The organism is Streptococcus mitis (assembly GCF_002096735.1).
Lineage (GTDB): Bacteria > Bacillota > Bacilli > Lactobacillales > Streptococcaceae > Streptococcus > Streptococcus mitis_CZ.
The window spans coordinates 169,609-195,607 of record NZ_NCVC01000015.1 but is presented as its reverse complement, the minus strand read 5'-3'; the positions used below and the strand labels follow the sequence as shown (position 1 = coordinate 195,607).

Below are 25,999 nucleotides of genomic sequence, written 5' to 3'. Positions count from 1 at the left end.
TTATTATTGTATCATTTTTATCTATTTTATAGAAGAAAAATGTTAAAGGGAATTGCCTTCTTTCGATACTTTTATCTCTAATAAACTTTCTCCAAAAATGAGCAGACCTTCTAAAATTTCATAGTCCTTCTTATTTTGGACATCAAATACAACTTCCATTAATCCCTTATTCTCAGTTATGGCTGCTTTTAAATTCGTTGCGGATAAAGATTTAAAATAATCTTGAGCCAAAAACAATCGCTGAGTAATTTTTTCAAATTGAACTGTAATCTTATTTTCTTTTCGTTCCACACGTTGAACAAAGACCTTATCAAGATAAGACTTAACCAAACCAATCTCTAAAAGATAGGCTACCACGTCTGGGTACTCTCCAAAGCGGTCCATCAACTCTTCTTGTAATTCTTCGTAGTTGACACGATTGTCAATTTGACGAATTTTCTTGTAAATTTCAATCTTATGTCGTTGATCAGAAATATAGGTATCAGGAAGATAGGCATCAATTTGTAAAATCAATTCGGTATTTCCTTTGGTTCTTGTGTTCCCATTACCATGTCGTTTAGCAATAGCTTCCTCCAATAACTGCGAATACAATTCAAAACCAACAGAATCAATGAAACCAGACTGGGATTTTCCTAAAAGATTTCCTGCTCCGCGAATCGAAAGATCTCGCATTGCAATCTTAAATCCAGAGCCCAATTCTGTAAATCCTTTAATCGCTTCTAATCTCTTCTCGGAGACTTCACTGATTGATTTTTCTGGACGATACATGAGATAGGCATAAGCAATACGATTACTACGACCGACTCTTCCTCTTAACTGATACAAGGTTGACAAGCCCATATGGTCCGCATTTTCAATAAATAAAGTATTGGCATTTGGAATGTCCACCCCTGTCTCAATAATGGTAGTTGTCACCAAGATATCATACTGACCTTCAATGAAACCCAGTAGAGTATTTTCTAACTGAATCTCACTCATTTGCCCATGAACATACCCAATCGAAGCCTCTGGAATCAACTCCTGTAATTCTGAAACCTTCTGATCAATTGTGTCAACTTTATTGTAAAGATAGTAAACTTGACCTCCACGGTCCATTTCACGTAAAACAGCATCACGAATCACACTATCATTCTTTTCCAAAACATAGGTCTGAACAGGATAGCGATTAGTCGGCGGAGTTTCAATAACAGACAAATCTCTGATTCCCAGCATAGACATATGGAGGGTACGAGGGATTGGAGTAGCGGTCAAAGTTAGGACATCCACTTGTTTCTTCAGTTCTTTCAAGGTTTCCTTATGCTTGACACCAAATCGCTGTTCCTCATCAATAATCATCAAGCCTAAATCAGCAAACACAACATCTTTTGACAAAACACGATGGGTTCCAATCAAAATATCAACTTGACCCTTTTTCAATTTTTCAAGTGTTTCAGTCTGCTCTTTTTTACTTCTAAAACGACTCAACACATCAATATTAACTGCAAAATTTTGGAATCTCTCTTTAAAATTTGTATAGTGTTGTTGCGCTAAAACCGTCGTCGGAACTAGAACGACAACTTGTTTATGATCATTGACCGCCTTAAAGGCTGCACGCATTGCAACTTCAGTCTTCCCAAAACCAACATCTCCAACTAGAAGTCGATCCATGGGATGAGAATCCTGCATATCTCTCTTGATTTCCTCAATACTACGAAGTTGATCATCCGTTTCAACATAAGGGAAGGCATCATCAAAAGCATGTTGATTATCATCATCAGCTGAGAAAGCAACCCCCTTCAACTGACTACGCTCAGAATAAAGCTTGATTAAATCGTCAGCTATATCCTCTACCTGGTTCTTAACTTTTTGCTTAGCCTTTTTAAAATGACCATCATTTAATTTATTAAGTTTTGGAGCTTTCCCATCACTTGAAACATATTTTGACAGTAACTGAATCTGCTCAACTGGGATGGAGATTTGATCCCCATTTTGATATTTAACACTGACATAATCACGGTGAATCTCTTTGATTTCAATTGTTTCAATGCCTAGATATTGACCAATTCCATGAATATGGTGAACAACGTAGTCCCCTTTTTCAAGTTCATTATAATCTTTTAATCGCTCTGCATTTGAAACATGTTGTCTTCGAAAACGACGTTTTAATTTCTTTTGAAAAATCTCATGTTCAGTGATCAAGAGAATTTTTTCATCTACAAAATGAAAACCATGTCTGAGGTTACCCTCGATTAAGTTTACAGATTCTTTACAAACGCTTGACTTATTTCTGGAATCCAATTTAATCTGATATTCCTCTAAAACATCCTCCAATGTTTTACTTCCCATTGAATTGCTAGACTGCAGAATAATGGTGTAGTCCATTTTTTTATATCGCTCAATTTCTTCTTTAAGAAAAGAAAATTGATTGAAAAACTCCTGCATGGGAAATTGATTAAATTGATAAATGTGATCAAACTTGAGATTTCCTAACCCTTTTTGGAGATTGGAGAAAAAGGTAACTGGACTTTGTTTTTTATAGGTTTGTTCTGTATCTGCAAAATACTGCATATCAGAAAATGATTTACCATTCTGTAAATCTTCTGTAAAGTATTGCGCTAACTCTCTTTCAAAGGCTTCATAATGATTCATCAATTTTTGGTAATCATCAAAAAACACTGGTGTATCTTTTTCAATATAATCAAATATAGTCCATGTTTTATCGTAACATAAAGATAAAAACTTTCGACTATCTGAATGTACTTGTTTTTGATGAAAACTTGACAAAATCTCTTCCAAGTATGATTTTAAAATTGGTGATAAGGTCTTTGAAATTTGCTTTTCTAAAGCTGACTGCCCTCGTAGATAGTCCTTTTCCCTCAAAAGTATATCACTTGCTGGAAAGATAGTGAGTTCTGTTTGATTTTCTTTTGATAATTGTGTTTCTACTTCAAAAGTCCGAATTCCATCTACTTCATCACCAAAAAACTCGATTCGGAAAGGTTCTAACTGAGACATCTCAAAAATATCTAAAATATCTCCTCGAATACTAAACTCACCTTGAGTTTGTACTTGCGTAACTTTGCGATAACCTATTTCCTTTAACTGATGGATAAACGTGTGTTGATCATATTCTTCACCAACTGTTATTTTTACAATACTATCTTTGAATATATTGGGAGACGGTAAAATCAATCGACTTGCTGCGATATTACAAACTAAAATCCCTTTCTTAAATGAATCAGTCAAAAAACGCAAGGCTTCAACCCGTGAAATGATTTTTTCTTGTGAAGACATCAAAAACTCGACCATAGGGGAGTCATCTACTAAAAATGGATAGACAAGTTCCTCACCCAAGACAGATATAAGATCACTAACAAGTCCTTCTGCTTCTCCATAAGTTGACGTCAATAACACAATCTTATCTTCCTGTCTCAAACTACTAGCAATTGCTAAAGCTTTTGTAGAAGTTGACAAGCCTAACATTAATTGTCTTTTCTTATCTGTCAGATTTCGATGCCATTTTTTTATCTGATTATTTTCTGAGAATAAATCTAATAAGGTTAACATTTATCCGTTATACCTCTGCATTGTTTTCTCAAAATTTTTCTCTTGTAAATAGTAGTTTACAGAATCGTCAACTTTGTCAATAGACTGTAAAATACCAATATAATCATCCTTGTCAAAGGTACTCAAAACATGGTTAACAACTGACATTCCATTTTTAGGTCTTCCGATTCCAATCTTAACACGATTAAAGGTTTGGGTTCCAATATGTTGAATAATAGACTTGATACCATTATGACCACCTGCGGATCCCTTTGCTCTTAAACGAATCTTTCCAACTTCCATGTCAAGATCATCATAAATGATGAGTAAATCTTCAATATCCAAACCATAGTAAGTCAATAAAGCATGAACCGCTTTTCCACTTTCATTCATAAATGTCGTTGGTTTGACAAGATAAATTTTTTCTCCATTTAGGAAAAAGGATGCTAGGTCAGCTTGAAATATCTTATCGTGTGTAAAAGTGACATTCTGTTTCTTCGCTAGTTGGTCAATCAACATAAAGCCAACATTGTGTTTTGTTTCAAAATATTTATCTCCTGGATTTCCCAAGCCTACAAGTAATTTGGTCATTTATTTTTCCTTTCAAAAGCCAAAAGGGTTGGAATTTTTTTCCAACCTAATTGACACTATTCATTAATTTTTTTAGACATTAAAGCGGAATTCCATGATATCGCCGTCTTGAACGATATATTCTTTTCCTTCTTCACGCAAGCGTCCAGCTTCTTTTACAGCCTTTTCAGATCCGTATTTCACTAGATCCTCATATGACATAGTTACTGCACGAATAAATCCTTTTTCAAAGTCTGAGTGGATAATACCAGCTGCTTGAGGAGCCTTCATACCACGTTTGAAGGTCCAAGCGCGAACTTCTTTTTCGCCAGCTGTGAAGTAAGTTCCCAGTCCAAGCAAGTGGTAAGCTGCACGAGTCAACTTGTCAACGCCTGATTCTGTCAACCCAAGTGCTTCAAGAAACTCTTGCTTGTCTTCTTCGTCTAACTCAGAAATTTCTTCCTCAGCACGCGCAGAAATAACGACTACTTCAGCATTTTCTGTCGCTGCGAATTCACGAATTTGTTTAACATAGTCGATAGAGTCAGGTTCTGAAACTACATCCTCGTCCACATTAGCAACATAGAGCACTGGTTTAGTCGTTAACAGGAAGAGACCTTTGACAACCTTTTGTTCCTCATCTGTAAATTCAATAGTTCGAGCTGATTTTCCATCTTCAAGAACAGGTTTAATCTTTTGAAGAACATTAAATTCTGCTACTGATTCTTTATCTTTTTGCGTACGTGCCATCTTTTCTACACGCATATAGCGCTTATTAACTGATTCTAAGTCAGCAAGAATCAACTCTAGGTTAATAGTATCAATATCTGCCAGTGGATCCACAAAGGCGTCTTCACGTCCTTGCTCGCGCATGACATTTTCATCATCAAAAGCACGAACTACGTGAACAATCGCGTCTACTTCACGAATATTGGCCAAGAATTTATTCCCTAGCCCTTCTCCTTTTGAAGCTCCTTTTACAATTCCTGCGATATCTGTAAATTCAAATGTTGTTGGAACTGTCTTTTTAGGAGTAATCATTTCCGTTAGTTTTTGTAGGCGTTCATCTGGAACTTCTACCATTCCAACATTTGGATCAATCGTCGCAAATGGGTAATTTGCTGCCTCTGCTCCTGCTTTTGTAATTGCATTAAATAGTGTTGATTTACCAACGTTTGGCAAACCAACGATACCTGCTGTTAAAGCCATATTTTCTCATTCTCCGTTTTCATTTCAATCCCTAATATTATAACACAAAAAGGGAAAACTTGCTAACCCTCTAACTAAGGGTTTTCAGTCAATAATTTTATTCATTTTTCGATCAAAATCATAGCGTCCCATCATGACAACATGGTCACAATTGCTACATTTGATTTTGATATCTGCTCCTACACGTGTAATTTCCCAACGATTAGCTTTTTTTCCTGTTGACTTGATTGTGCAAGCATGTGGTTTTTTCATTTCAACAAAATTTCCAACTTGATACATACTACTCTCCTTTTCTTTTTCGATTATATCATAAAAGAGGCGAGCCAGGCTCAACCTCTTTCACTTAATTTGTACGAACTGGTGTAATGAGCTGCATGAAGTCCTCATCAGTGTCTGCTGGCACAAGAGTAAATGGACGAACAGCTGAGATAAAACTAATGGTCACTTTTTCGCTATTTAAAGCTTTAAGAGAATCAATCAAGTAAGTTGGGTTGAAACTAATTGTCAAATCTTCACCAGTAACCTGATCAGTATCGATTTCTTCGTTTACTTTACCAACTTCTGGCGAGTTAACATGAGCGCTAACAACCCCATCTTTTATTTCAAGTTTCACAGTACCATTTTGAGTAGCACTTGATAAAAGACGAGCACGTTCCATTGACTGGCGTAAGTTTACCACATCAAAAGTAATAGTAGTATTAAAGTCTGTTGGAATCAAACGATCTGTATCAGGATAGTTTCCTTCGAGGAGACGAGTATAGAAGCTAATATTTTCGCTTCTAAAGAGGATTTGGTTATTGGCAAAGAAAATCTCTACAGTTTCGATATCATCTGTAAATACCGCTGAAAATTCGCGTAGAGAACGGCTAGGAATCACGACATCAAAATCATCACTATTTTTCTCAAGCGTTAATTTTTTCTGGCTTAGACGATGAGAGTCTGTTGCAACTGTTTTTAACTCTTTGTGTTGACTCAATACAAAATGAACACCTGTCAAAATTGGACGACTCTCTTGTGTACTTGCAGCAAATGCTGTTTCATTGATAATTTTCTTGAGTAATTTTGTTTCAAGAACCAAAGGAGTGCTTGCTGAAATTTCTTGGATTCGTGGATACTGTTCGCTATCTTTTCCTTTTAGGGTAATTTCTGATTTTCCACTGGTTAAAACAATTTGATTTTGTTCAATTTCTTTAAAATCAAGAGTCACATCAGGTAGACTAGATACCACATTGATGAAGAAAGAAGCTTCAAGAAGAATCGAACCTAAAGAAGTAATTAATAGACCAGCATCTTCATTTTTTTGAGAAATAAAATTTTCAATTGAAATTTGACCATTTGAACCAATTAAAGTAACACCTTCATTGGTCACGTCAATTTTGACAGTTGATAAAATAGGAATGGCATTTTTAGAACTAATAGCTCTCTTAGTAATATTTAATGCTTGTAGAAATAAATTTTTATTAATTGAAAAATGAATCATGGATTCTCCTTTATTTATTTTTAGTATTAGAAGGATAATAGTAATAATAGAGTCTGTGAAATCTGTGGAAAACAGACTTTAAACAAGTCATATCAAGTTTTTTGGCTTGTTTAAAAAATGTGGATAAAAAAGATAATAAAGTAAAAGTTATCCACAAGTTATTTAATTTTCTTTTTGATGGATTCAATTTCTAAACGTAAATTATCGTCTTCATCAATCAAAGATTTAATTTTGGCATGGGCATGAATAACTGTTGTATGGTCTTTTCCACCAAATTCCTTCCCAATTTTTGGAAGACTATTATCTGTTAGTTCTCTAGATAAATACATGGCTACTTGACGGGCTAAAACAATATTTTGAAGGCGTCTACTTCCCTTCATTTCTTTGACACTGACACCATAAAAGTTACCAACTTCATTTTGGATTTTATCAATTGGGATGATGAGCATTTGGCTAACATCTTGTTTGCGAGCTCTAATGGCTTCTGCAGCGATATCGATAGTGATATCCTTAATCTTCTTCACTCTGGCAATTAAAGTGATGTCGTTGATTGCTCCTTCAAGTTCTCGAACGTTTGAATCAAATTGGCCAGCTAGGTATTCTAGGGTATCACTTTGGAAATGGTAGTCTAAATGCTCTGTTTTACTTTGTAAAATGGCAATACGTGTTTCAAAGTCAGGTGGTGTGATGTTTTGCGTCAAGCCCCAGCTAAAGCGCGTGACAAGTCTTTCTTCAAGGCCTTCTAAGTGTTTAGGACTACGATCACTAGTCAGAACAATTTGTTTTTGATTGCTATGGAGAACATTGAAAGTATTAAAAAATTCTTCTTGAGTTGCAACTTTTTTTCCACTCAGCGATTGAATATCATCAATTAACAAGAGATCGAGGCTACGGTAGGTTTTTTTGAACTTATCCATTTCACCCAGTCTCAGGTGTTCAAGAAAGTCGTTTATAAAGCTTTCAGCAGGAATGTACTTCACACGCGCATCAGGAATATTTTTCAAAATCTCATTCCCAATGGCATTGAGTAAGTGAGTCTTACCAAGCCCAGGTCCTCCATAGATAAAAAGAGGATTATAGGTCAAGGCCAAATCTTCAGAGACAGCTAAGGCGGCTGATACTGCCCAAACATTTCCATCCCCTTGGATAAAATTATCAAAGGTATACTTTTCTTTTAATCCAGTATCCGAATAAGGAATAGATGCTAACTTTGGACTATAGTCATAGAGAGTTGAATTTGGAGCTTCTTCAACTTGTGGGATAATCGTATCTTGAGGCTTGGTAAAAATATAGTGGGGAGTTATTTCAGCATCATAAATCTCAAAACCAGCTACTACAATGATATCTTTTAGTTGTTTTTCCCAGACCATTTCCATTTCAGATCGTGGTAAAAATATAGTGGCAACATTTTCCTCTACCTTAATGAGTTCAGCTTGAATAGCATAGAAATCATACATGGATCGAGTCAGTCTTTCTTGTGCAAATTCTAATATACGATTCCAAAATTGTTTTTCTTTCAATTCTTTTTCCTCCTTTACTATCTAAAAGTTTAATGCTAGACTTATTTTACCATAGATAGAAAGATTTTTCCACAAGCTGTGAAAAATAATCCACAATGTTATCAAGTATTATCCACAGATTGGGGATAAAATCAGAAACTATTGATTTATTAAGCTTTTTATTGGAAAAAATAGTGGATAACCTTGTGAGATAAGAAAATAAAAGAACAGCCTTATTTCAGGCTGTTGATAATTCTACTGTATTCTTCTTGATTTGAAAAAGAAATAATAATTTTTCCATTGTCTTTTTTAGACAATTTTATTTCTATATCTAATCCGAGTAGTTTTTTTAACTGTTCTTCTTCATTTTGTATGAAATGATTCGTTTTTTGAAGTTTCTTTTGTTTTTTCTCTGTCAGAAGAGATTCTAATTTCCTTACAGAAATGTCTTCATATATAATCCGTTGAAAGAAATAGTCTTGTTGTTCCTTATTTAACCCAACTAGAGAACGCGCATGGGCTTGTGATAGTTTGCCATTTTCTACTTCTGAGAGGATCTGTTCTGGCAAGGACAGCAAGCGAATAGAGTTGCTGATATAAGGACGAGACTTGCCCATTTTATCTGCAATTTCAGCATGGGTAAATCCTTTCTCTACAAGAGATTCATAGGCGCGTGCTTCTTCTATTGGATTTAAATTTTCTCTTTGCAAATTTTCAATGATGGACTGGACCATCATCTCTTGATCTGAAAGCTGTTTAACAACAGCTGGGATAGACCTTAGACCAGCTAAAAGTGAAGCCCGATAGCGTCTCTCTCCTGCAAGGATTTCATAACCAATAACAGGAGATTGACGAACAATAATCGGTTGAATGACCCCATTTTCTTTGATAGACTGTGCTAGTTCATGTAGTTTTTCTCCATCAAATTCTTTTCGAGGTTGATAGGGATTTTTTTGTATATCTGTGATAGAAATCATTTCAAATTTTTCCATGATTCTACACTAACACATCTTTTCACTTATGTAAAGCTTTCTTTACATAGATGTCAATTAAGATTCTAAATCACCTGAACTCTTGTCAAGTTTAATAGATGTAGTTTCTTCTTTACCGTTACGATAGTAAGTTATCTTAATGGTGTCTCCGATAGAATGATTGTAAAGAGCACTTTGTAAATCTGTTGATGAAGCAATCTCCTTATCATCTATTTTTGTAATAACATCGTATTTTTCAAGGTGACCATTGGCAGGCATATTGCTCTGCACAGAACGAACAACTACACCAGATGTTACATTGCTTGGAATATTCAGTCTTCTAATATCACTTGTATTAATATTTGAGAGATTGACCATTTGAATTCCCAAAGCTGGACGCGTTACTTTTCCGTTCTTTTCTAACTGTTCAATAATATTGATAGCATCATTTGCAGGGATTGCAAAACCAAGACCTTCTACAGATGTTCCTCCATTTGTGGCAATTTTACTTGAGGTAATTCCGATAACCTGTCCTTGAATATTGATTAGTGGACCACCAGAGTTACCTGGGTTAATAGCAGTATCAGTTTGGATGGCTTTTGTAGAAATGGCTTGTCCATCTTCAGATTTTAAGGACACATTTCGATTAAGACTAGATACGATACCTTGAGTGACAGTATTAGCATATTCAGAACCTAACGGGCTACCAATGGCAATAGCAGTTTCTCCTACGGTTAGCTTACTAGAATCACCAAATTCAGCTACTGTTGTCACTTTTTCTGAAGAGATTTTGACGACAGCAATATCAGAGAAAGTATCAGCTCCGACGATTTCTCCAGGTACTTTAGTTCCATCTGACAAACGAATATCTACTTTGCTGGCGCCATTTATAACGTGATTATTGGTGACAATATAAGCTTCTTTATCATTCTTTTTATAAATAACCCCAGATCCTTCACTAGAGATCTGCTGAGAATCTGTGTCAGTATCATCATTACCAAATACGCTATTTTGTCTGTTTGCTGAATAAGTAATAACTGAAACAACAGCATCTTTTACTTTGTTAACAGCCTGTGTTGTTGAATTTTCATTCTTATAGGCAGTCTGTGTAATAGTACTATTGTTGTTAGAGGTACTTACAGTACTTTTTTGAGTTAGTTGGTTTATTGAAAAGCTACCCAAGGCTCCACTAATAAAGCTAATGACGATAACGACTAATAATTGAAACCCTTTTTTGTAAAATGTTTTTAAATGTTTCATATTTGCCTCCATATTTTTGAATTACTGAAAGTATAAACTGACTAACTTAATTATAACTTAAACACAAAAAGTTTTTCACAGATTGTGGATAACTTTCAAAAATCTGTGGTTTTCTCGGCTAAAATTAACCTTTTATTTTGTGAATAAGATGTGAAAAAATAGAGAATATGTTAGAATAGAGTCATGAAAATTAAAGTTGTAACAGTTGGGAAACTGAAAGAAAAGTATTTAAAAGATGGTATTGCAGAGTATTCAAAACGAATTTCTCGATTTGCTAAGCTTGAAATGATAGAGCTAGCAGATGAAAAAACACCAGATAAGGCCAGTGAATCAGAAAATCAAAAGATTTTAGAAATAGAAGGTCAGAGAATTTTATCAAAAGTTGGTGACCGTGATTTCGTGATTGTGTTGGCTATCGAAGGGAGAACTTTCTCCTCAGAAGAATTTAGTAAGCAGCTAGAAGAAGCTTCTATAAAAGGATTTTCTACTCTTACATTTATTATTGGGGGGAGTCTGGGATTAGCACAGGATGTAAAAAAGAGAGCCAATCTCTCTGTTAGTTTTGGCCGTTTAACCTTGCCCCATCAGTTAATGAGACTAGTCCTTGTTGAACAAATCTATCGGGCTTTTACAATACAGCAGGGCTCGCCCTATCATAAATAGAAAATTGACTTTCAATTGAATTTTTGGTAGAATAATTGTATTAGGTCTCATAGCTCAGCTGGATAGAGCATTCGCCTTCTAAGCGAACGGTCGCAGGTTCGAATCCTGCTGGGATCAATATAATAGCAAAGCTGGGAATTTTCCCGGCTTTTTTCTTAAAAAAGTACACTTTGGGAGAAAAAAATGACAGTTGAGAGAATTTTATCTAAAACGAAATTCCATTTTGTATAATAGTTTTTGTAAGTTAGCTTACAAGAAAAAAACATTGAGGAGATTTTATTATGAAAAACACAGTTAAATTGGAACAGTTTGTAGCCTTGAAGGAAAAAGACTTGCAAAAGATTCAAGGTGGGGAGATGAGGAAATCAAATAATAATTTCTTTAATTTCTTAAGAAGAATATAAAGGAGTAGCAGAATGAATTTTTTCTTAGTAGTAGATTTTATATTATATTTTTTTATTATTAGTCACAGTTACCATTTAATTTGTAAAGGTCAAATAAATAGAAAAGAATTATTCTTTTTTGGTGCTTATACATTACTAGTAGAAGTAGTACTTGGCCTTCCCTTCTATCTTCTAAATTTAGATGGGTTAGGGATTGCAAGATTTTTATTTCCTTTGGGCTTATATTCCTATTTTCGATGGATTAAACAGTATGAGAGGGATAGAGGACTATTCCTAAGTTTACTACTATCTCTTTTATATGAGAGCACTCATAACTTTCTGTCCGTAACGTTCTCCTCTATAACAGGAGACAATTTTGTTTTACAATATTATGGCCTATTCTTTTTCGTTGTAACGGTATTGACTTATGTCGTTATCGTAACAATCATTCATTATTTCCATTTGGAACTAGCCTATTTTGACAAGGACTACCTTTATCCTTTCTTGAAAAAAGTATTTTTTGCTTTACTACTGCTCCATATTGTATCTTTCGTTTCAAATATGGTAAGTACGATTAAACATTTGAATAGCTTTGGAAGTATTTTATCATCTATTGTCTTTATCTCTTTACTTTTGACCTTCTTTGCAATGAATTCTCATAAAGTTCAAATGGAGAAAGAGATTGCTTTGAAGCAGAAGAAATTTGAACAGAAACATTTACAGAATTATACAGATGAAATTGTCGGTCTGTATAATGAAATCCGTGGTTTTCGACATGATTATGCTGGGATGCTTGTCAGTATGCAAATGGCAATTGACAGTGGTGATTTACAGGAAATTGACAGAGTTTACAATGAAGTTTTGGTCAAAGCAAATCACAAATTGCGTTCAGATAAGTACACTTACTTTGATTTAAACAATATAGAAGATTCAGCTTTACGAAGTTTGGTTGCTCAGTCCATTGTCTATGCTCGAAATAATGGTGTAGAGTTTACACTGGAAGTAAAAGATACGATTACCAAGCTCCCAATTGAATTATTGGATTTGGTTCGTATCATGAGCGTTTTATTGAACAATGCTGTCGAAGGATCGGCTGATAGTTATAAAAAGCAGATGGAAGTAGCAGTTATTAAGATGGAAACTGAAACAGTGATTGTGATTCAGAATTCATGTAAAATGACGATGATTCCTTCAGGAGATCTATTTGCATTAGGATTCTCCACTAAAGGAAGAAATCGCGGGGTAGGATTAAATAATGTGAAAGAACTACTAGATAAGTACAACAATATTATTTTAGAAACAGAGATGGAAGGCAGTACATTTAGACAAATTATTAGATTTAAGAGGGAATTTGAATGAAAGTTTTAATTTTAGAAGATGTTATTGAACATCAAGTGAGACTAGAAAGAATATTGGATGAAATTTCGAAAGAATCGAATATTCCAATATCATACAAGACAACAGGAAAAGTTCGTGAGTTCAAGGAATATATTGAAAACGACGAAGTAAACCAGCTTTATTTTCTAGATATTGATATTCATGGAATTGAGAAAAAAGGGTTTGAAGTTGCCCAGTTTATTCGTCACCACAATCCTTATGCTATTATCGTCTTTATCACCAGTCGATCAGAGTTTGCGACTCTAACTTATAAATACCAGGTATCAGCCTTAGATTTTGTTGATAAGGATATCAATGATGAGTTGTTTAAGAAGAGAATTGAGCAAAATATCTTCTACACGAAGAGTATGTTACTTGAAAATGAAGATGTGGTAGATTATTTTGACTACAATTACAAGGGAAATGATTTAAAAATTCCTTACCATGACATTCTGTATATTGAAACGACAGGAGTTTCTCATAAATTGCGCATTATTGGTAAGAATTTTGCCAAAGAGTTCTATGGAACAATGACAGATATTCAGGAAAAGGACAAACATACCCAACGATTTTATTCTCCTCATAAGTCATTTTTGGTAAATATAGGCAATATTAGAGAAATTGATCGAAAAAACCTAGAAATTGTTTTCTATGAAGATCATCGTTGTCCTATTTCAAGATTAAAAATTAGAAAATTGAAAGATATTCTAGAGAAAAAATCTCAAAAGTAATTGACAATTAGCAAGAAATTGATATAATGGTTATATCTGCTACAGATAGAAGGTCCGTTGGTCAAGGGGTTAAGACACCGCCTTTTCACGGCGGTAACACGGGTTCGAATCCCGTACGGACTATTTTATCCGCCATAGCTCAGTTGGTAGTAGCGCATGACTGTTAATCATGATGTCGTAGGTTCGAGTCCTACTGGCGGAGTATAGGTAAAAGGGAACACAACTGTGTTCCTCTTTTTGTATCAATTTGTATCACCAAGCATTTTCATAAGGAAGTCTGTTATTTCTTGAGGACTTTCTTTTTTTCCATGTGCAATCCAAGTTTGGCAGACACCAAAAAGTGCGTGAGTTAGATAGATGCTACTATATTCTAATTCAGTGGTATTGAGATTCAGTTGCATAAAGCGTTTTTGTAAATCTGTGCTGAGCATGATATGAAGTTTATTTCTTAAGAAATTTTGGATTTCTTTAGTCCCATTTTCAGAAAGAAGGGCAGCCAGAAGTGGTTCTGACTCTAGATATTCAAATACTTCTAAAATAGCATCTTTTTTGTGATGAGCATGTTTTTGAAAAATATATTCAAATGTATGGAATAGCTTGCTTTGATAGTGCTCAATCATATCATACTTATCCTTATAGTGCGTATAGAAGCTGGAACGACTAATTCCGGCTTTTTCTGCTAACTTGACAGTAGAAATTTGATCAAATGGTTGTTCCATCAGTAATTGTACCATAGCATTTTCAATAGTTCGCTTTGTTTTTAAGCGTTTGTTACTTTCTTGCATATTTTCTCCTTATAAACAAATTAGACTATATGTCTAAAAATGGATTTTTTATCTTGTAATTTAGATTTTTTATTGTATAATCTATTATATCAAAATTTTAGACAATATGTTTAAAAAAGGAGAAACTATGTTTAAAGAATGGAAAGCAATTTTTAAAAAACCAACTTTTATTATTGTCATGATAGGGATTTCTCTTATTCCCGCTCTGTACAATATCATATTTCTATCCTCAATGTGGGATCCATATGGTCAAGTGTCTGACTTACCTGTGGCAGTTGTCAATAATGATAAAGAGGCCTCTTATAATGGTAATAGCATGTCTATAGGAAAAGACATGGTGTCTAATTTAGAGCAAAATAAATCATTGGATTTTCATTTTGTAGATGAAGAAGAAGGTAAGAAGGGTCTAGAAAACGGTGATTATTATATGGTAGTCACTTTGCCAAGTGACTTGTCTGAAAAAGCAGCTTCTATTTTAACGGATCACCCTGAGCAAATGCAAATCGATTATCAGACTTCAAGTGGCCATAGTTTTATTGCCAGCAAGATGAGCGATTCTGCTATGACACAATTAAAGCAGAGTGTTTCTACCAATGTAACCGAGACTTATACTAAAGCTTTCTTTAACAAGATGGTCGATTTAAAGGATGGTATGAGTCAAGCAGCGTCTGGTAGTGAAAAACTAACTGATGGAGCGAATCAGTTAGTGGCAGGAAGTCAAACATTAACTACTAACCTACACTCTTTAGCAGATTCAAGTTTAACATTTTCAAATGGAACGGAGCAGTTTACTAAAGGATTATCCTCTTATGTCTCTGGTGTTGAACAACTTCATCTTGGATTAGGAAATTTTAATAGTGGTTTAGTTACATATACTGGTGCAGTGAGTCAATTAGATAGCGGATTAGGTCAATTATCTTCTAAAAGTCCTGAATTAGTAGGAGGAATCAATCAACTATATACTGGTGTAGAGTCCTATACTGGCGGTGTTTCTCGGCTCAATGCTGGTCTTAATCAATTTTCATCTGGTGTTAGTGCCTACACCAATGGAGTGGGAAGTCTTGCAACAGGTGCTAATCAGTTATCTAATCAATCAGCTACACTTCGAATGGGGGTGGAGCAATTAAGTGAAGGAATTCAACAACTTTCTAGCAAGTTAGATGCTTCGTCTGAGCAAAAAGATCAAATTAATCAATTATCTTCTGGTCTAAATCAGTTAAATCAAGCTATTCAAAATATTGATGTTGGAGATACAAAACAATTAGATTCTATTTTATCAAGTATAGTATCTCTTTCTAATCAAATGTTAGCAAGTGCTCAGTCTGATAAAGCGACTACATTAGCCAATATTCAATCGACAGCAGCTTATCAATCTTTGACAAGTGAGCAACAAGCTGAAATAAGTGCTTCTGTATCTCAAAATTCGACTGATAGTATTCAATCAGCACAGTCAATTGTAGCTTTAGCTCAAGGTTTACAGGGAAGTTTGGAAAACTTACAAAATCAGTCTTCTAATCTTTCGACATTAAAAAATCAAGCTAATCAAGTATTACCTATTGCTTCTACTTCTTTGACAGGATTGTCAAGTGGATTAACAGAAATACAGGGAGCAGTGACTAGTAAATTAGTTCCTGCTAGTCAGTCGATTACATCGGGGGTAAATGCATATACTGCGGGTGTTGATAAAGTTTCTCAAGGTGCAAGTCAACTAAGTGAAAAGAATTCCACCTTGACAGGTAGTTTGAACCAATTAGTTTCAGGCTCAACTACCTTGACACAAAAATCTTCTAACTTGACAGCAGGAGTTGGTCAATTAGTTGAAAAAACTCCAGAATTAGTGTCTGGTATTGAAAAATTATCAACTGGCTCCAACCAATTGAATCAAAAGAGTCAAGAATTGATAGCAGGAGTTGATAAATTGCAGTCAGGATCTAGCCAACTATCTGACAAATCCAGTCAGTTAATTTCAGGTGCTTCTCAATTAGAAAGTGGAGCTAATAAATTGGCAGATGGATCTGGGAAACTTGCAGAAGGTGGAACAAAGTTAACTTCTGGATTGGAAGGTTTACAGACAGGAGTTGCTTCTTTAGGACAAGGACTAAGTAATGCTAGTGATCAACTCAAATCAGCATCTACGGAATCTCAAAATGCAGAGATTTTGTCAAATCCTCTCAGTCTCTCCAAAACTGACAATGACCAAGTTCCTGTAAATGGAATTGCAATGGCTCCTTATATGATATCAGTTGCTCTCTTTGTTGCAGCAATATCAACGAATATGATATTTGCGAAGTTGCCTTCAGGACGTCATCCAGAGAGTCGTTGGGCTTGGTTGAAATCTCGAGCAGAAATAAATGGTATTATAGCTGTTTTGGCAGGAATTTTGGTATATGGAGGAGTTCATATTATTGGTCTAACTGCAAATCATGAGATGAGAACATTTATTCTCATTATCCTAACAAGTTTAGTATTCATGTCCATGGTGACCGCTTTAACAACATGGAATAGCCGTATAGGAGCTTTCTTCTCTCTTATTTTGCTTTTATTACAGTTGGCATCAAGTGCAGGTACTTACCCACTTGCTTTGACAAATGATTTCTTTAGAGCTATTAATCCCTGGTTACCAATGAGTTATTCAGTTTCGGGATTACGACAAACAATCTCTATGACAGGAAATATTCATCATCAAGTCATTTTCCTTGCCGTGATACTAGCTCTATTTATTGGTTTAGGTATGCTAGCCTATCAACCTAAGAAAATGGAAGAAGATTAAAAAAATCGACCGATTAATTGGTCGATTTTTTATGCCTTAGATGACTTTCGTCTGTGATTATAGGTTCCAAATAGTAAGAGAGAAGTAAAGGAACAAATTGCTCCAGTAATAAAACCATTGGGAATAAAGGAAAGTGTAATAGTTCCTTTCCCTTTAGGAATATCAACTTTCATAAAACCAGTTTGAGCTTGTTTAATTTCTATTTTCTTACCATCTTGGTAGGCAGACCAACCTTTGTCATAAGGAATGGTGAAGAAAATAGATGTATCTTGTTGGACATCATATGTAGCAAAAACCTTGTTTTTAGAAGTTGATACTGTTACAGGCTGTTCTTTGATTTTTTGAATTGCCTCAGTTAAAGTTTGGGTATCTAAACGATAGAAGGTAGGAGATTCAAATGATACTTGTAAATTTTCAGGGAAACTAACATTGATATTGAAAGTCTTTTTCTCTTTTGTATAGCCTAGATTAAAGAAGGAGAAGACATTATCAGTTGTAAAAGTTTTCTTTTCTCCATTTACAAGGATGTCAACTTTTTTTTGTTTGTCATTAGAAAAGTGAAGGTTTATGAAAGAAAGATAAACTTGACTGTTTTCGGGAACCTCAATTTGATACTGGATTTCTGCATCCTCATTTGAAGAACTTGTAACACTAATCAAATCATCAGTATTTTCAGTTTTTTCATAAGGTATTGGAGAAAAATAATCAAAATTGACGTTAGCAAGTTGATTTAAAAACGAGGCCTGATTATCCAAGGTATGTTCATTGAACTTGACATCATTGTAAACAGATTGACTAGCAAAGGCAATCGGAAGAGAGAATTGATTTTCATATAGGGTAAGATTATCTTTTTGATAGATATCTTTAAAACCATACTTATCAATAGGACTGTCTGAGATATTGTACTGGATGCCAAATAAACTATCAGCCAAAATACTATTATTGGCATAACGGAGATTGAGATTGGTCCCAGAGGATTTAAACCCAAGTTTATCCAAAGTAGAGCTTGCTGAACGATTTCGAACAGATGAAAATTGAGAGATTCCATTGTAGTTGAATTTCATACTGTCATTTCCTGTCTGAGTTTGTAGTTTTTCAGTACGAGTAAATTGATTTCCAATATATATTGAGAAAGATTCCATAGCTGGGATATCTCGATTATATGCACTTCGAGAAGCAAAGCCCCATTCTTTAGCAATTCCGTCCATTTGAGATGAAGCATTTAAACTTATTTCAACCATTATAAATAAAGAGATTAGAATGGCAAACAGTTTTACAGAGATAAACTTTTTGATAACTGCAAGGAGTAAAAGCGAATAGACAACCAAAAATTCAAGAGTAAGTAGAATATTCAAATCTGTTAAAAAAGAATAATGCGATTTTAGATAGATGGTAGTTAAAACCCCTGTTACTAGAAGAAAAAGTGAAACTAAAAAATTCCAGACTTTAAGTTCTTTCAGACGCTTTAAGACTTCCGCTGCTGTGTAAATTAACAAGGTAGAGAAAATCCAAGAATAGCGATGTAAAAACATATTTGGAGTATGCATACCTTGCCAAAATAAATCAAGAGCTTCTATATAAAAGCTTGCAATTAGAAATGCAAAGAAGATTGCATAGATAAGTTTCACGTGAAACTTAATAGATTTCAGCGTAAAAAATAAAATGGTCAAAATAAAGGGAAGTAGTCCAACAAAAATCATTGGGATGGCCCCATACTTTGTTGTGTCAAAGGAACCAATGAATTGTTTAGCAAAGAGATCAAGATACCAGCTACTTTCAGTTTGAAACTTTGTAATTCCAGTTAATTTTTCCCCATGTGTCTGTAAATCAAATAGAGTAGGAAGAGTCAGAATCAAACTAGCCATACCAGCTAAAACGGAGGTGATTATGAAATCAAGAAAAGATGATTTTCGAGTTTTAAAGTCCCAAGAAATTTGACAGAGATACCAGAAAATAAGAAACAATGCTGTCATATGGCCAAAATAATAGTTTTGGATAAATAAGATTGACAGACTTGTAAAGTATAATGAGAATTTCTTTTCAGTTATCAGTAGATGTAAACCAGTTATAATTAAAGGAATCAAGATAAAAACATCTAGCCAGGTTTTTATCTCTAACTGACTAATGGTAAAGCTCATCAGAGCATAAGAAGTGGATAAGGCTAGTTTTAAAGTTTGAGGGACATTTTTAAATAATTTATTTAAACTAAAGAAGGTTGACAAACTAATCAATCCAAATTTTAAGAGAGTTGTCAGATAGACAGCATCTGGCATATTAGTTAGATCAAAAAAGTAAACTAGAGGTGAAAGGAAACTTCCCAAGTAATAACTAGATAGGGCATAGAAATTTAATCCGAGACCACTTGTAAAGGTGTAAAACAGACTACCATTTCCATGTAGGATATTTCTTAGAGCTATATCAAAAATAACGTATTGATGAAAGCCATCTCCTAATAGAGGAGAGTTGTCGCTATTCCAGTAGATACCTTGAGATAGATATACTCCTATCATAATGATTATGGGAATGATGAAAGAAACAAAATAGGTCCAATATGTTTTAAAAAATAATTTCATGTTACCTCATAAAATGTTAGAAAACTCAGCTGGTTACCCCAACTGAGTTTTGAAGTTTTATTTAGTCTTTCCAAAGTTCTTTTACTTTTGCTTGTACTTCTGCATTTTCTAGGAATTCATCGTAGGTTTCATCAATACGATCGATGACGCCATTTTTAGATAAGACAATGATATGGTTAGCTAGAGTTTGAATGAACTCGTGGTCATGACTGGCAAAGATGATTGATTCTTTGAAGTTTTTCAATCCATCGTTCAAGCTTGAGATAGATTCCAAGTCCAAGTGATTTGTTGGATCATCAAGTACAAGGACATTTGATTTTAAGAGCATTAGTTTTGAAAGCATGACACGAACTTTTTCTCCCCCTGACAAGACATTTACAGGTTTGTTAACTTCATCTCCAGAGAAGAGCATACGGCCGAGGAAACCACGTAGGAAAGTATTGTCATCTTCTTCTTTACTTGCGAATTGACGCAACCAGTCAAGGATTGACTCTCCTCCTGCAAAATCTGCCGAGTTATCTTTTGGCAAGTAAGAACGGCTAGTAGTTACTCCCCACTTGACAGTTCCTTCATAGTCAATGTCCCCCATTATTGCACGAATTAATGCAGTCGTTTGGATGTCATTTTGACCAATAAGAGCTGTCTTATCACCTGGACGCAAGATAAAGCTGATATTATCTAAAATAGTCTCACCATCAATCTTTACAGTTAGATTTTCTACTGTCAAGAGATCATTACCAATCTCACGTTCCGCTTTAAAGTTGATAAATGGATATTTACGACTAGATGGAACAATTTCTTCTAGTTCAATCTTATCAAGCATTTTCTTACGTGATGTTGCTTGTCTTGATTTAGAAGCATTGGCAGAGAAACGAGCAACGAACTCTTGCAATTGTTTAATTTTTTCTTCTGCTTTGGCATTACGGTCTGCTAGCAATTTAGCAGCGAGTTCAGAAGATTCCTTCCAGAAGTCATAGTTTCCGACATAGAGTTTGATTTTTCCAAAGTCAAGGTCGGCCATGTGAGTACATACTTTGTTTAAGAAGTGACGGTCGTGGGATACTACGATAACTGTGTTATCAAAGTCAATCAAGAAGTCTTCTAACCAAGTAATCGATTGGATGTCCAAACCGTTGGTAGGCTCGTCCAATAGAAGCACATCTGGTTTACCAAAAAGTGCTTTGGCAAGGAGAACTTTTACTTTTTCACCGTTGGCCAATTCGCTCATGTTTTGATAGTGCAATTCTTCTGGAATGTTTAGGTTTTGAAGGAGTTGAGAGGCTTCACTTTCTGCTTCCCAACCTCCAAGCTCGGCAAACTCTCCTTCGAGTTCGGCAGCACGCACTCCATCCTCATCTGAGAAATTTTCCTTCATGTAGATGGCATCTTTCTCCTTCATGATGCTATAAAGTTTTTCATTTCCCATGATAACGACATCAATGGCACGTTCGTCTTCATAGTCAAAGTGATTTTGACGAAGAACAGAGAGACGTTCATCTGGACCAAGAGAGATGTGACCAGTAGTAGGTTCAATATCTCCAGCTAAAATTTTTAAAAAGGTTGATTTTCCGGCACCATTAGCACCGATTAATCCGTAAGTATTTCCTTCTGTAAATTTGATATTGACATCATCAAAAAGTTTGCGATCACTAAAACGTAGTGAAACATCAGATACTGTAAGCAATGTTTTTCTCCTATATGTGTAATATATTTATTCTACTAGAAAATACGGAAATATTCAAATTTTTATCTGTCAATTTTGTGTAAATTAGATTTACAATATACTTTACACGAATCCGTAAATAGCAAGACTGATTTATTTTGATAAATTACGGTTATTTCATTAAAAAAATGCTATAATTGAAAGGACTATATCGGAGGAGAATAAAATGATTAAACCCATTATTTTAACAGGAGACCGTCCAACAGGAAAATTGCATATTGGACATTATGTTGGAAGTCTCAAAAATAGAGTTTTATTACAGGAAGAGGATAAGTATGATATGTTTGTGTTCTTGGCTGACCAACAAGCTTTGACAGATCATGCTAAAGACCCTCAAACAATTGTAGAGTCTATCGGAAATGTTGCTTTGGATTATCTTGCAGTTGGATTGGATCCGAGTAAATCAACTATTTTTATTCAAAGCCAAATTCCAGAATTGGCTGAACTATCTATGTACTATATGAATCTAGTTTCATTAGCACGTTTGGAGCGCAATCCAACAGTCAAGACAGAAATTGCTCAGAAAGGCTTTGGAGAGAGTATTCCGACAGGATTCTTAGTCTATCCAATTGCTCAAGCAGCTGACATCACAGCTTTCAAGGCTAATTATGTTCCTGTTGGGACAGATCAGAAACCAATGATTGAGCAAACTCGTGAAATTGTTCGCTCTTTTAACAACGCATATAACTGTGATGTCTTGGTAGAGCCGGAAGGTATTTATCCAGAAAATGAGAGAGCAGGGCGTTTGCCTGGTTTAGATGGAAATGCTAAAATGTCTAAATCACTCAATAATGGTATTTATTTAGCTGATGATGCGGATACTTTGCGTAAAAAAGTGATGAGTATGTATACAGATCCAGATCATATTCGGGTGGAAGATCCAGGTAAGATTGAGGGAAATATGGTTTTCCATTATCTAGATGTTTTTGGTCGTCCAGAAGATGCTCAAGAAATTGCTGACATGAAAGAACATTATCAACGAGGTGGTCTTGGTGATGTGAAGACCAAGCGTTATCTACTTGAAATATTAGAACGTGAACTGGGTCCTATTCGTGAGCGCCGTATTGAATTTGCTAAGGATATGGGAGAAGTTTATAATATGCTTCAAAAAGGTAGTGAAAGAGCGCGTGAAGTTGCGGGTCAAACCCTATCTGAGGTTAAAGGGGCAATGGGACTTCATTACTTCAAATAAGTTTATTTTACAAGAAACTATCATTTCTATCTCAAAGAAAAGATAGTTTTTTATTTACCCCTGTAACATTTGACAAATTTTTATAGAATGGTATGATAGATACAATATAAAAAGAGTCAAGCTCAAAAAGAAAGAAAAGAGGAAACTTCGAATGTCTAATTGGGACACTAAATTTTTGAAAAAAGGTTTTACCTTTGATGATGTATTGCTTATTCCAGCTGAAAGTCATGTGTTGCCTAACGATGCAGATTTAACAACTAAATTGGCAGATAATTTGACTTTAAATATCCCAATTATTACCGCTGCCATGGACACAGTTACAGAGAGTCAAATGGCCATTGCTATTGCTCGTGCAGGCGGTCTCGGAGTTATCCATAAAAACATGTCAATTGCTCAACAAGCAGAGGAGGTTCGTAAGGTAAAACGTTCTGAAAATGGAGTTATTATTGATCCGTTCTTCTTGACGCCTGAACATACAATTGCTGAAGCAGATGATCTTATGGGTCGTTACCGAATCAGTGGTGTTCCAGTTGTTGAAACACTTGAAAATCGTAAATTGGTTGGTATTTTGACAAACCGAGATCTTCGTTTTATTTCAGACTATAACCAACCAATCTCAAATCATATGACCAGTGAAAATCTTGTTACTGCTCCTGTGGGTACAGATCTTGCAACAGCTGAGAGTATTCTTCAAGAACACCGTATTGAAAAGCTTCCTTTGGTAGATGAAGCAGGTCGTCTTTCTGGTTTGATTACTATCAAAGATATTGAAAAAGTTATTGAGTTTCCAAATGCTGCTAAAGATGAGTTTGGTCGTCTACTAGTTGCAGGTGCAGTAGGTGTTACTTCAGATACATTTGAACGTGCAGAGGCTCTTTTTGAAGCAGGAGCGGATGCGATTGTTATTGATACTGCACATGGTCATTCTGCAGGTGTCTTGCGTAAAATTGCTGAGATTCGTGCTCACTTCCAAGATCGTACTTTGATTGCTGGAAATATTGCAACAGCTGAGGGTGCACGCGCACTTTATGAAGCGGGTGTAGACGTTGTTAAGGTTGGTATTGGACCAGGTTCTATCTGTACTACTCGTGTGATTGCTGGTGTCGGTGTTCCGCAAGTAACAGCTATCTATGATGCTGCAGCTGTTGCGCGTGAATATGGTAAAACGATCATTGCTGACGGTGGAATCAAGTATTCTGGAGATATTGTAAAAGCCCTTGCTGCAGGTGGAAATGCAGTTATGCTTGGATCAATGTTTGCTGGAACTGATGAAGCTCCAGGCGAAACTGAAATCTTCCAGGGACGTAAATTCAAGACTTACCGTGGTATGGGTTCAATCGCAGCAATGAAGAAAGGTTCAAGCGATCGTTACTTCCAAGGTTCTGTCAATGAAGCAAACAAACTTGTTCCAGAAGGAATTGAAGGTCGTGTTGCTTATAAAGGAGCGGCAGCTGATATTGTCTTCCAAATGATTGGTGGTATTCGCTCTGGTATGGGTTACTGTGGTGCAGCTAACCTTAAAGAACTACACGATAATGCTCAATTTATTGAAATGTCTGGTGCTGGTTTGAAAGAAAGCCATCCTCATGATGTACAAATTACGAATGAGGCACCAAATTATTCTATGTAAAAGAAATAAAAAGAACTCCTGCAAAAACAGGAGTTCTTTTACAATATTGTCAATTTTTATTTACAATAACTTTACCATCTTGAATAGTGAAAATACTTAGATTTTCTGGTAGATTTTGAAGATGATCTAAGCTTGTTGTTGTGATAAAGGTTTGGATTGAATGAGAAATCGTTTCTAATAATTTTAGTTGTCTAGTGTTGTCAAGTTCACTCATAACATCGTCAAGCAATAATATCGGAGATTCTGTAGTAATACTTTCCATTAACTCGATTTCTGCTAATTTTATAGAAAGGACGAGACTACGATGTTGGCCTTGACTTCCGAAACTAGCATCTATCGCATTTATATAAAAAGAAATATCATCTCGATGAGGCCCAACACCAGTATTCTTTTTAAATAAATCTCTGGACCTACTTTTTTCTAAAGCAATTTTGAAAGATTCTGATAAGTTTTCTTTGTCAGTTGGCTTTACAGAAGATTGATAGGATATTGACAACTCTTCAATCTGATTAGAAAGTTCAAAATGTTTCTTACGGCCAAAATGCTCTAGTTTTTTTATAAAATCTAAGCGGTGATTCATTACACGACATCCATAATCGACTAGCTGATCATCTAGTACTGAAAGGAAGGTTTCATCTATTTTTTGAGCTGATTTTAAATAGGTATTTCTTTGCTTAAGGATATGGTTATAATTGGTTAAATCTGATAGATAGATGGGCTTAATTTGTCCAAGCTCCATATCAATGAATTTTCGTCGAACCGAAGGTGCTCCTTTAATTAGTTGTAAATCTTCAGGAGCAAATAAGACAACATTCATGTGTCCTACGTAATCTGAAAGTCGTGCCTGTTTTAAGTGATTCACTTTTGTCACACGGCCTTTTTGTGTTAGTTCGATTTCGAGGGGAATAGATCCAGTTTTTTTCTGAACAAGACCTGAAAGATGAAGTTGTTCCTCATCAAAATGAATGAGATTTTTATCTGTTCGAGTTCGATGACTACGAGTTAAGGCTAAAAAATAGATAGCCTCTAACATATTTGTTTTACCTTGTGCATTGCGTCCTAAAAAGACATTTAATTTAGGATTAAAGTCTATTTTCGTCTCTTTGTAGTTACGAAAATTTTTGAGAGATAGGTGTTGTAGCCACATGATTATCTACCAGGGAATCGTGGAGCTTGTTTGCTTTTTGGTGATGAAGCAGGTTTCGATTTGTATTTTTTTACTCCCTTATTCATCTCTTTGACGAGTTTAGCGATTCGTTCTTTTTCAACTTTATCATCTTGGTATTCATCCTGTTCTTCAGAAGTAGGTTGTGTCAACAAGATGTCAATATTCATGTCAGGGATGTCAACCTTATCACCAATACGAATTTTTTTACCACGACGATTCTCTAATTCCCCATTAAAGTAAACAGAATGTTCAGAGAGAAATGATTTGATAGCTCCTCCGCTATGTGTAATTCCAAGTTCTTTGAGTAGTGCTTGGAGGGTAATAAATTCTTCAAATAATTTGTATTCCATAATTCACCTCAATCTTTGGTATTATACCATATTTTCTTAAAAATAGTGAGAGAAACAAGGAGTAATGTAAGCGATTTTTATTTCAAAAGTGTTACAGAGAACAAGAAAATTTCAGGTTTTCGTGATATAATAGAAGTCTG

The 25,999-nt window shown here is 35.1% G+C and carries 20 protein-coding genes and 3 tRNA genes; 10 read left to right on the top strand and 13 right to left on the bottom strand.

The genetic code is table 11. The features are described from left to right. Positions 1-42: 42 nt before the first annotated feature. From mfd to htrA, 8 genes are all read right to left on the bottom strand, one after another. A complete protein-coding gene (mfd, locus tag B7703_RS05320) occupies positions 43-3,546 on the bottom strand; it encodes a transcription-repair coupling factor (RefSeq protein WP_084923905.1) in 3,504 nt (1,167 codons plus the stop codon). Continuing rightward, a complete protein-coding gene (pth, locus tag B7703_RS05315) occupies positions 3,547-4,116 on the bottom strand; it encodes an aminoacyl-tRNA hydrolase (protein ID WP_000163938.1) in 570 nt (189 codons plus the stop codon). A gap of 72 nt (positions 4,117-4,188) precedes the next feature. Then, the gene (gene ychF, locus B7703_RS05310; RefSeq protein WP_001218721.1) at positions 4,189-5,304 is read right to left on the bottom strand and encodes a redox-regulated ATPase YchF; all 1,116 of its coding nucleotides are present in this window, start codon (positions 5,302-5,304) and stop codon (positions 4,189-4,191) included. Positions 5,305-5,388: 84 nt separating this feature from the next. After that, the gene (locus B7703_RS05305; RefSeq protein ID WP_000285186.1) at positions 5,389-5,583 is read right to left on the bottom strand and encodes a DUF951 domain-containing protein; all 195 of its coding nucleotides are present in this window, start codon (positions 5,581-5,583) and stop codon (positions 5,389-5,391) included. Positions 5,584-5,647: 64 nt separating this feature from the next. After that, the gene (gene dnaN, locus B7703_RS05300) at positions 5,648-6,784 is read right to left on the bottom strand and encodes a DNA polymerase III subunit beta (protein WP_060627318.1); all 1,137 of its coding nucleotides are present in this window, start codon (positions 6,782-6,784) and stop codon (positions 5,648-5,650) included. A 158-nt stretch (positions 6,785-6,942) separates the two neighbouring features. Further along, positions 6,943-8,304 (bottom strand): chromosomal replication initiator protein DnaA, encoded by a 1,362-nt coding sequence (gene dnaA, locus B7703_RS05295; protein WP_060627319.1) that lies wholly within the window; start codon positions 8,302-8,304, stop codon positions 6,943-6,945. A gap of 212 nt (positions 8,305-8,516) precedes the next feature. Then, positions 8,517-9,275: a ParB/RepB/Spo0J family partition protein gene (locus B7703_RS05290; RefSeq protein WP_060627320.1), complete on the bottom strand. Its 759-nt coding sequence runs from the start codon at positions 9,273-9,275 to the stop codon at positions 8,517-8,519. Positions 9,276-9,332: 57 nt separating this feature from the next. After that, positions 9,333-10,514 carry a serine protease HtrA gene (htrA, locus tag B7703_RS05285; RefSeq protein ID WP_060627321.1) on the bottom strand — a complete coding sequence of 394 codons (1,182 nt, stop codon included), beginning with the start codon at positions 10,512-10,514 and terminating at the stop codon, positions 9,333-9,335. A gap of 183 nt (positions 10,515-10,697) precedes the next feature. Between htrA and rlmH the strand changes: the two genes are divergently transcribed. From rlmH to B7703_RS05250, 7 genes are all read left to right on the top strand, one after another. Next, the gene (rlmH, locus tag B7703_RS05280; RefSeq protein ID WP_060627322.1) at positions 10,698-11,177 is read left to right on the top strand and encodes a 23S rRNA (pseudouridine(1915)-N(3))-methyltransferase RlmH; all 480 of its coding nucleotides are present in this window, start codon (positions 10,698-10,700) and stop codon (positions 11,175-11,177) included. A gap of 43 nt (positions 11,178-11,220) precedes the next feature. Continuing rightward, positions 11,221-11,294 (top strand) — tRNA-Arg (locus B7703_RS05275). 164 nt (positions 11,295-11,458) lie between these two features. Beyond that, positions 11,459-11,581, top strand: a complete 123-nt coding sequence (comC, locus tag B7703_RS05270) for a competence-stimulating peptide ComC (protein ID WP_060627323.1) — start codon at positions 11,459-11,461, stop codon at positions 11,579-11,581. 12 nt (positions 11,582-11,593) lie between these two features. Then, the gene (comD, locus tag B7703_RS05265; protein WP_084923904.1) at positions 11,594-12,919 is read left to right on the top strand and encodes a competence system sensor histidine kinase ComD; all 1,326 of its coding nucleotides are present in this window, start codon (positions 11,594-11,596) and stop codon (positions 12,917-12,919) included. Next, positions 12,916-13,668 carry a competence system response regulator transcription factor ComE gene (comE, locus tag B7703_RS05260; protein WP_000866073.1) on the top strand — a complete coding sequence of 251 codons (753 nt, stop codon included), beginning with the start codon at positions 12,916-12,918 and terminating at the stop codon, positions 13,666-13,668. Before comD ends, comE begins: the two co-directional genes overlap by 4 nt. A gap of 51 nt (positions 13,669-13,719) precedes the next feature. Then, positions 13,720-13,791, top strand: a tRNA-Glu gene (locus B7703_RS05255). Positions 13,792-13,796: 5 nt separating this feature from the next. Then, positions 13,797-13,870, top strand: a tRNA-Asn gene (locus tag B7703_RS05250). Positions 13,871-13,910: 40 nt separating this feature from the next. Here B7703_RS05250 and B7703_RS05245 read toward each other — a convergent pair. Next, a complete protein-coding gene (locus B7703_RS05245) occupies positions 13,911-14,453 on the bottom strand; it encodes a TetR/AcrR family transcriptional regulator (RefSeq protein WP_001158273.1) in 543 nt (180 codons plus the stop codon). A 127-nt stretch (positions 14,454-14,580) separates the two neighbouring features. Here B7703_RS05245 and B7703_RS05240 point away from each other — a divergent pair, with 127 nt between their 5' ends. Continuing rightward, positions 14,581-17,223: a YhgE/Pip domain-containing protein gene (locus B7703_RS05240; RefSeq protein WP_084923902.1), complete on the top strand. Its 2,643-nt coding sequence runs from the start codon at positions 14,581-14,583 to the stop codon at positions 17,221-17,223. Positions 17,224-17,252: 29 nt separating this feature from the next. Here B7703_RS05240 and B7703_RS05235 read toward each other — a convergent pair whose 3' ends face one another. Further along, positions 17,253-19,796, bottom strand: a complete 2,544-nt coding sequence (locus B7703_RS05235; protein ID WP_084923900.1) for a YfhO family protein — start codon at positions 19,794-19,796, stop codon at positions 17,253-17,255. A 61-nt stretch (positions 19,797-19,857) separates the two neighbouring features. Further along, positions 19,858-21,480, bottom strand: a complete 1,623-nt coding sequence (locus B7703_RS05230) for an ATP-binding cassette domain-containing protein (RefSeq protein WP_000958782.1) — start codon at positions 21,478-21,480, stop codon at positions 19,858-19,860. A 205-nt stretch (positions 21,481-21,685) separates the two neighbouring features. Between B7703_RS05230 and trpS the strand changes: the two genes are divergently transcribed. Together trpS and guaB are read left to right on the top strand one after the other, a co-directional pair. Continuing rightward, complete coding sequence (gene trpS / locus B7703_RS05225; protein WP_000594923.1) at positions 21,686-22,711, top strand: tryptophan--tRNA ligase; 1,026 nt, start codon at positions 21,686-21,688, stop codon at positions 22,709-22,711. Between the two features lie 151 nt (positions 22,712-22,862). Next, complete coding sequence (guaB, locus tag B7703_RS05220; RefSeq protein ID WP_000073435.1) at positions 22,863-24,341, top strand: IMP dehydrogenase; 1,479 nt, start codon at positions 22,863-22,865, stop codon at positions 24,339-24,341. A gap of 49 nt (positions 24,342-24,390) precedes the next feature. Here the strand turns inward: guaB and recF are convergent, their stop codons facing one another. Both recF and yaaA read right to left on the bottom strand, forming a co-directional pair. Continuing rightward, the gene (gene recF / locus B7703_RS05215; RefSeq protein WP_084923899.1) at positions 24,391-25,488 is read right to left on the bottom strand and encodes a DNA replication/repair protein RecF; all 1,098 of its coding nucleotides are present in this window, start codon (positions 25,486-25,488) and stop codon (positions 24,391-24,393) included. Between the two features lie 2 nt (positions 25,489-25,490). Further along, complete coding sequence (gene yaaA, locus B7703_RS05210) at positions 25,491-25,859, bottom strand: S4 domain-containing protein YaaA (protein WP_084923897.1); 369 nt, start codon at positions 25,857-25,859, stop codon at positions 25,491-25,493. Positions 25,860-25,999: the final 140 nt, after the last annotated feature.

What these genes read in the sequence shown, in the direction of transcription:
- ychF (WP_001218721.1), bottom strand. Translation starts at nt 5,304, where the DNA reads ATGGCTTTAACAGCAGGTATCGTTGGTTTGCCAAACGTTGGTAAATCA.
- recF (WP_084923899.1), bottom strand. Translation starts at nt 25,488, where the DNA reads ATGTGGCTACAACACCTATCTCTCAAAAATTTTCGTAACTACAAAGAG.
- rlmH (WP_060627322.1), top strand. Translation starts at nt 10,698, where the DNA reads ATGAAAATTAAAGTTGTAACAGTTGGGAAACTGAAAGAAAAGTATTTA.
- comC (WP_060627323.1), top strand. Translation starts at nt 11,459, where the DNA reads ATGAAAAACACAGTTAAATTGGAACAGTTTGTAGCCTTGAAGGAAAAA.
- B7703_RS05240 (WP_084923902.1), top strand. Translation starts at nt 14,581, where the DNA reads ATGTTTAAAGAATGGAAAGCAATTTTTAAAAAACCAACTTTTATTATT.
- dnaN (WP_060627318.1), bottom strand. Translation starts at nt 6,784, where the DNA reads ATGATTCATTTTTCAATTAATAAAAATTTATTTCTACAAGCATTAAAT.
- comE (WP_000866073.1), top strand. Translation starts at nt 12,916, where the DNA reads ATGAAAGTTTTAATTTTAGAAGATGTTATTGAACATCAAGTGAGACTA.
- B7703_RS05290 (WP_060627320.1), bottom strand. Translation starts at nt 9,275, where the DNA reads ATGGAAAAATTTGAAATGATTTCTATCACAGATATACAAAAAAATCCC.
- yaaA (WP_084923897.1), bottom strand. Translation starts at nt 25,859, where the DNA reads ATGGAATACAAATTATTTGAAGAATTTATTACCCTCCAAGCACTACTC.
- guaB (WP_000073435.1), top strand. Translation starts at nt 22,863, where the DNA reads ATGTCTAATTGGGACACTAAATTTTTGAAAAAAGGTTTTACCTTTGAT.
- B7703_RS05235 (WP_084923900.1), bottom strand. Translation starts at nt 19,796, where the DNA reads ATGAAATTATTTTTTAAAACATATTGGACCTATTTTGTTTCTTTCATC.
- htrA (WP_060627321.1), bottom strand. Translation starts at nt 10,514, where the DNA reads ATGAAACATTTAAAAACATTTTACAAAAAAGGGTTTCAATTATTAGTC.
- B7703_RS05245 (WP_001158273.1), bottom strand. Translation starts at nt 14,453, where the DNA reads ATGCAAGAAAGTAACAAACGCTTAAAAACAAAGCGAACTATTGAAAAT.
- trpS (WP_000594923.1), top strand. Translation starts at nt 21,686, where the DNA reads ATGATTAAACCCATTATTTTAACAGGAGACCGTCCAACAGGAAAATTG.
- B7703_RS05305 (WP_000285186.1), bottom strand. Translation starts at nt 5,583, where the DNA reads ATGTATCAAGTTGGAAATTTTGTTGAAATGAAAAAACCACATGCTTGC.
- pth (WP_000163938.1), bottom strand. Translation starts at nt 4,116, where the DNA reads ATGACCAAATTACTTGTAGGCTTGGGAAATCCAGGAGATAAATATTTT.
- mfd (WP_084923905.1), bottom strand. Translation starts at nt 3,546, where the DNA reads ATGTTAACCTTATTAGATTTATTCTCAGAAAATAATCAGATAAAAAAA.
- comD (WP_084923904.1), top strand. Translation starts at nt 11,594, where the DNA reads ATGAATTTTTTCTTAGTAGTAGATTTTATATTATATTTTTTTATTATT.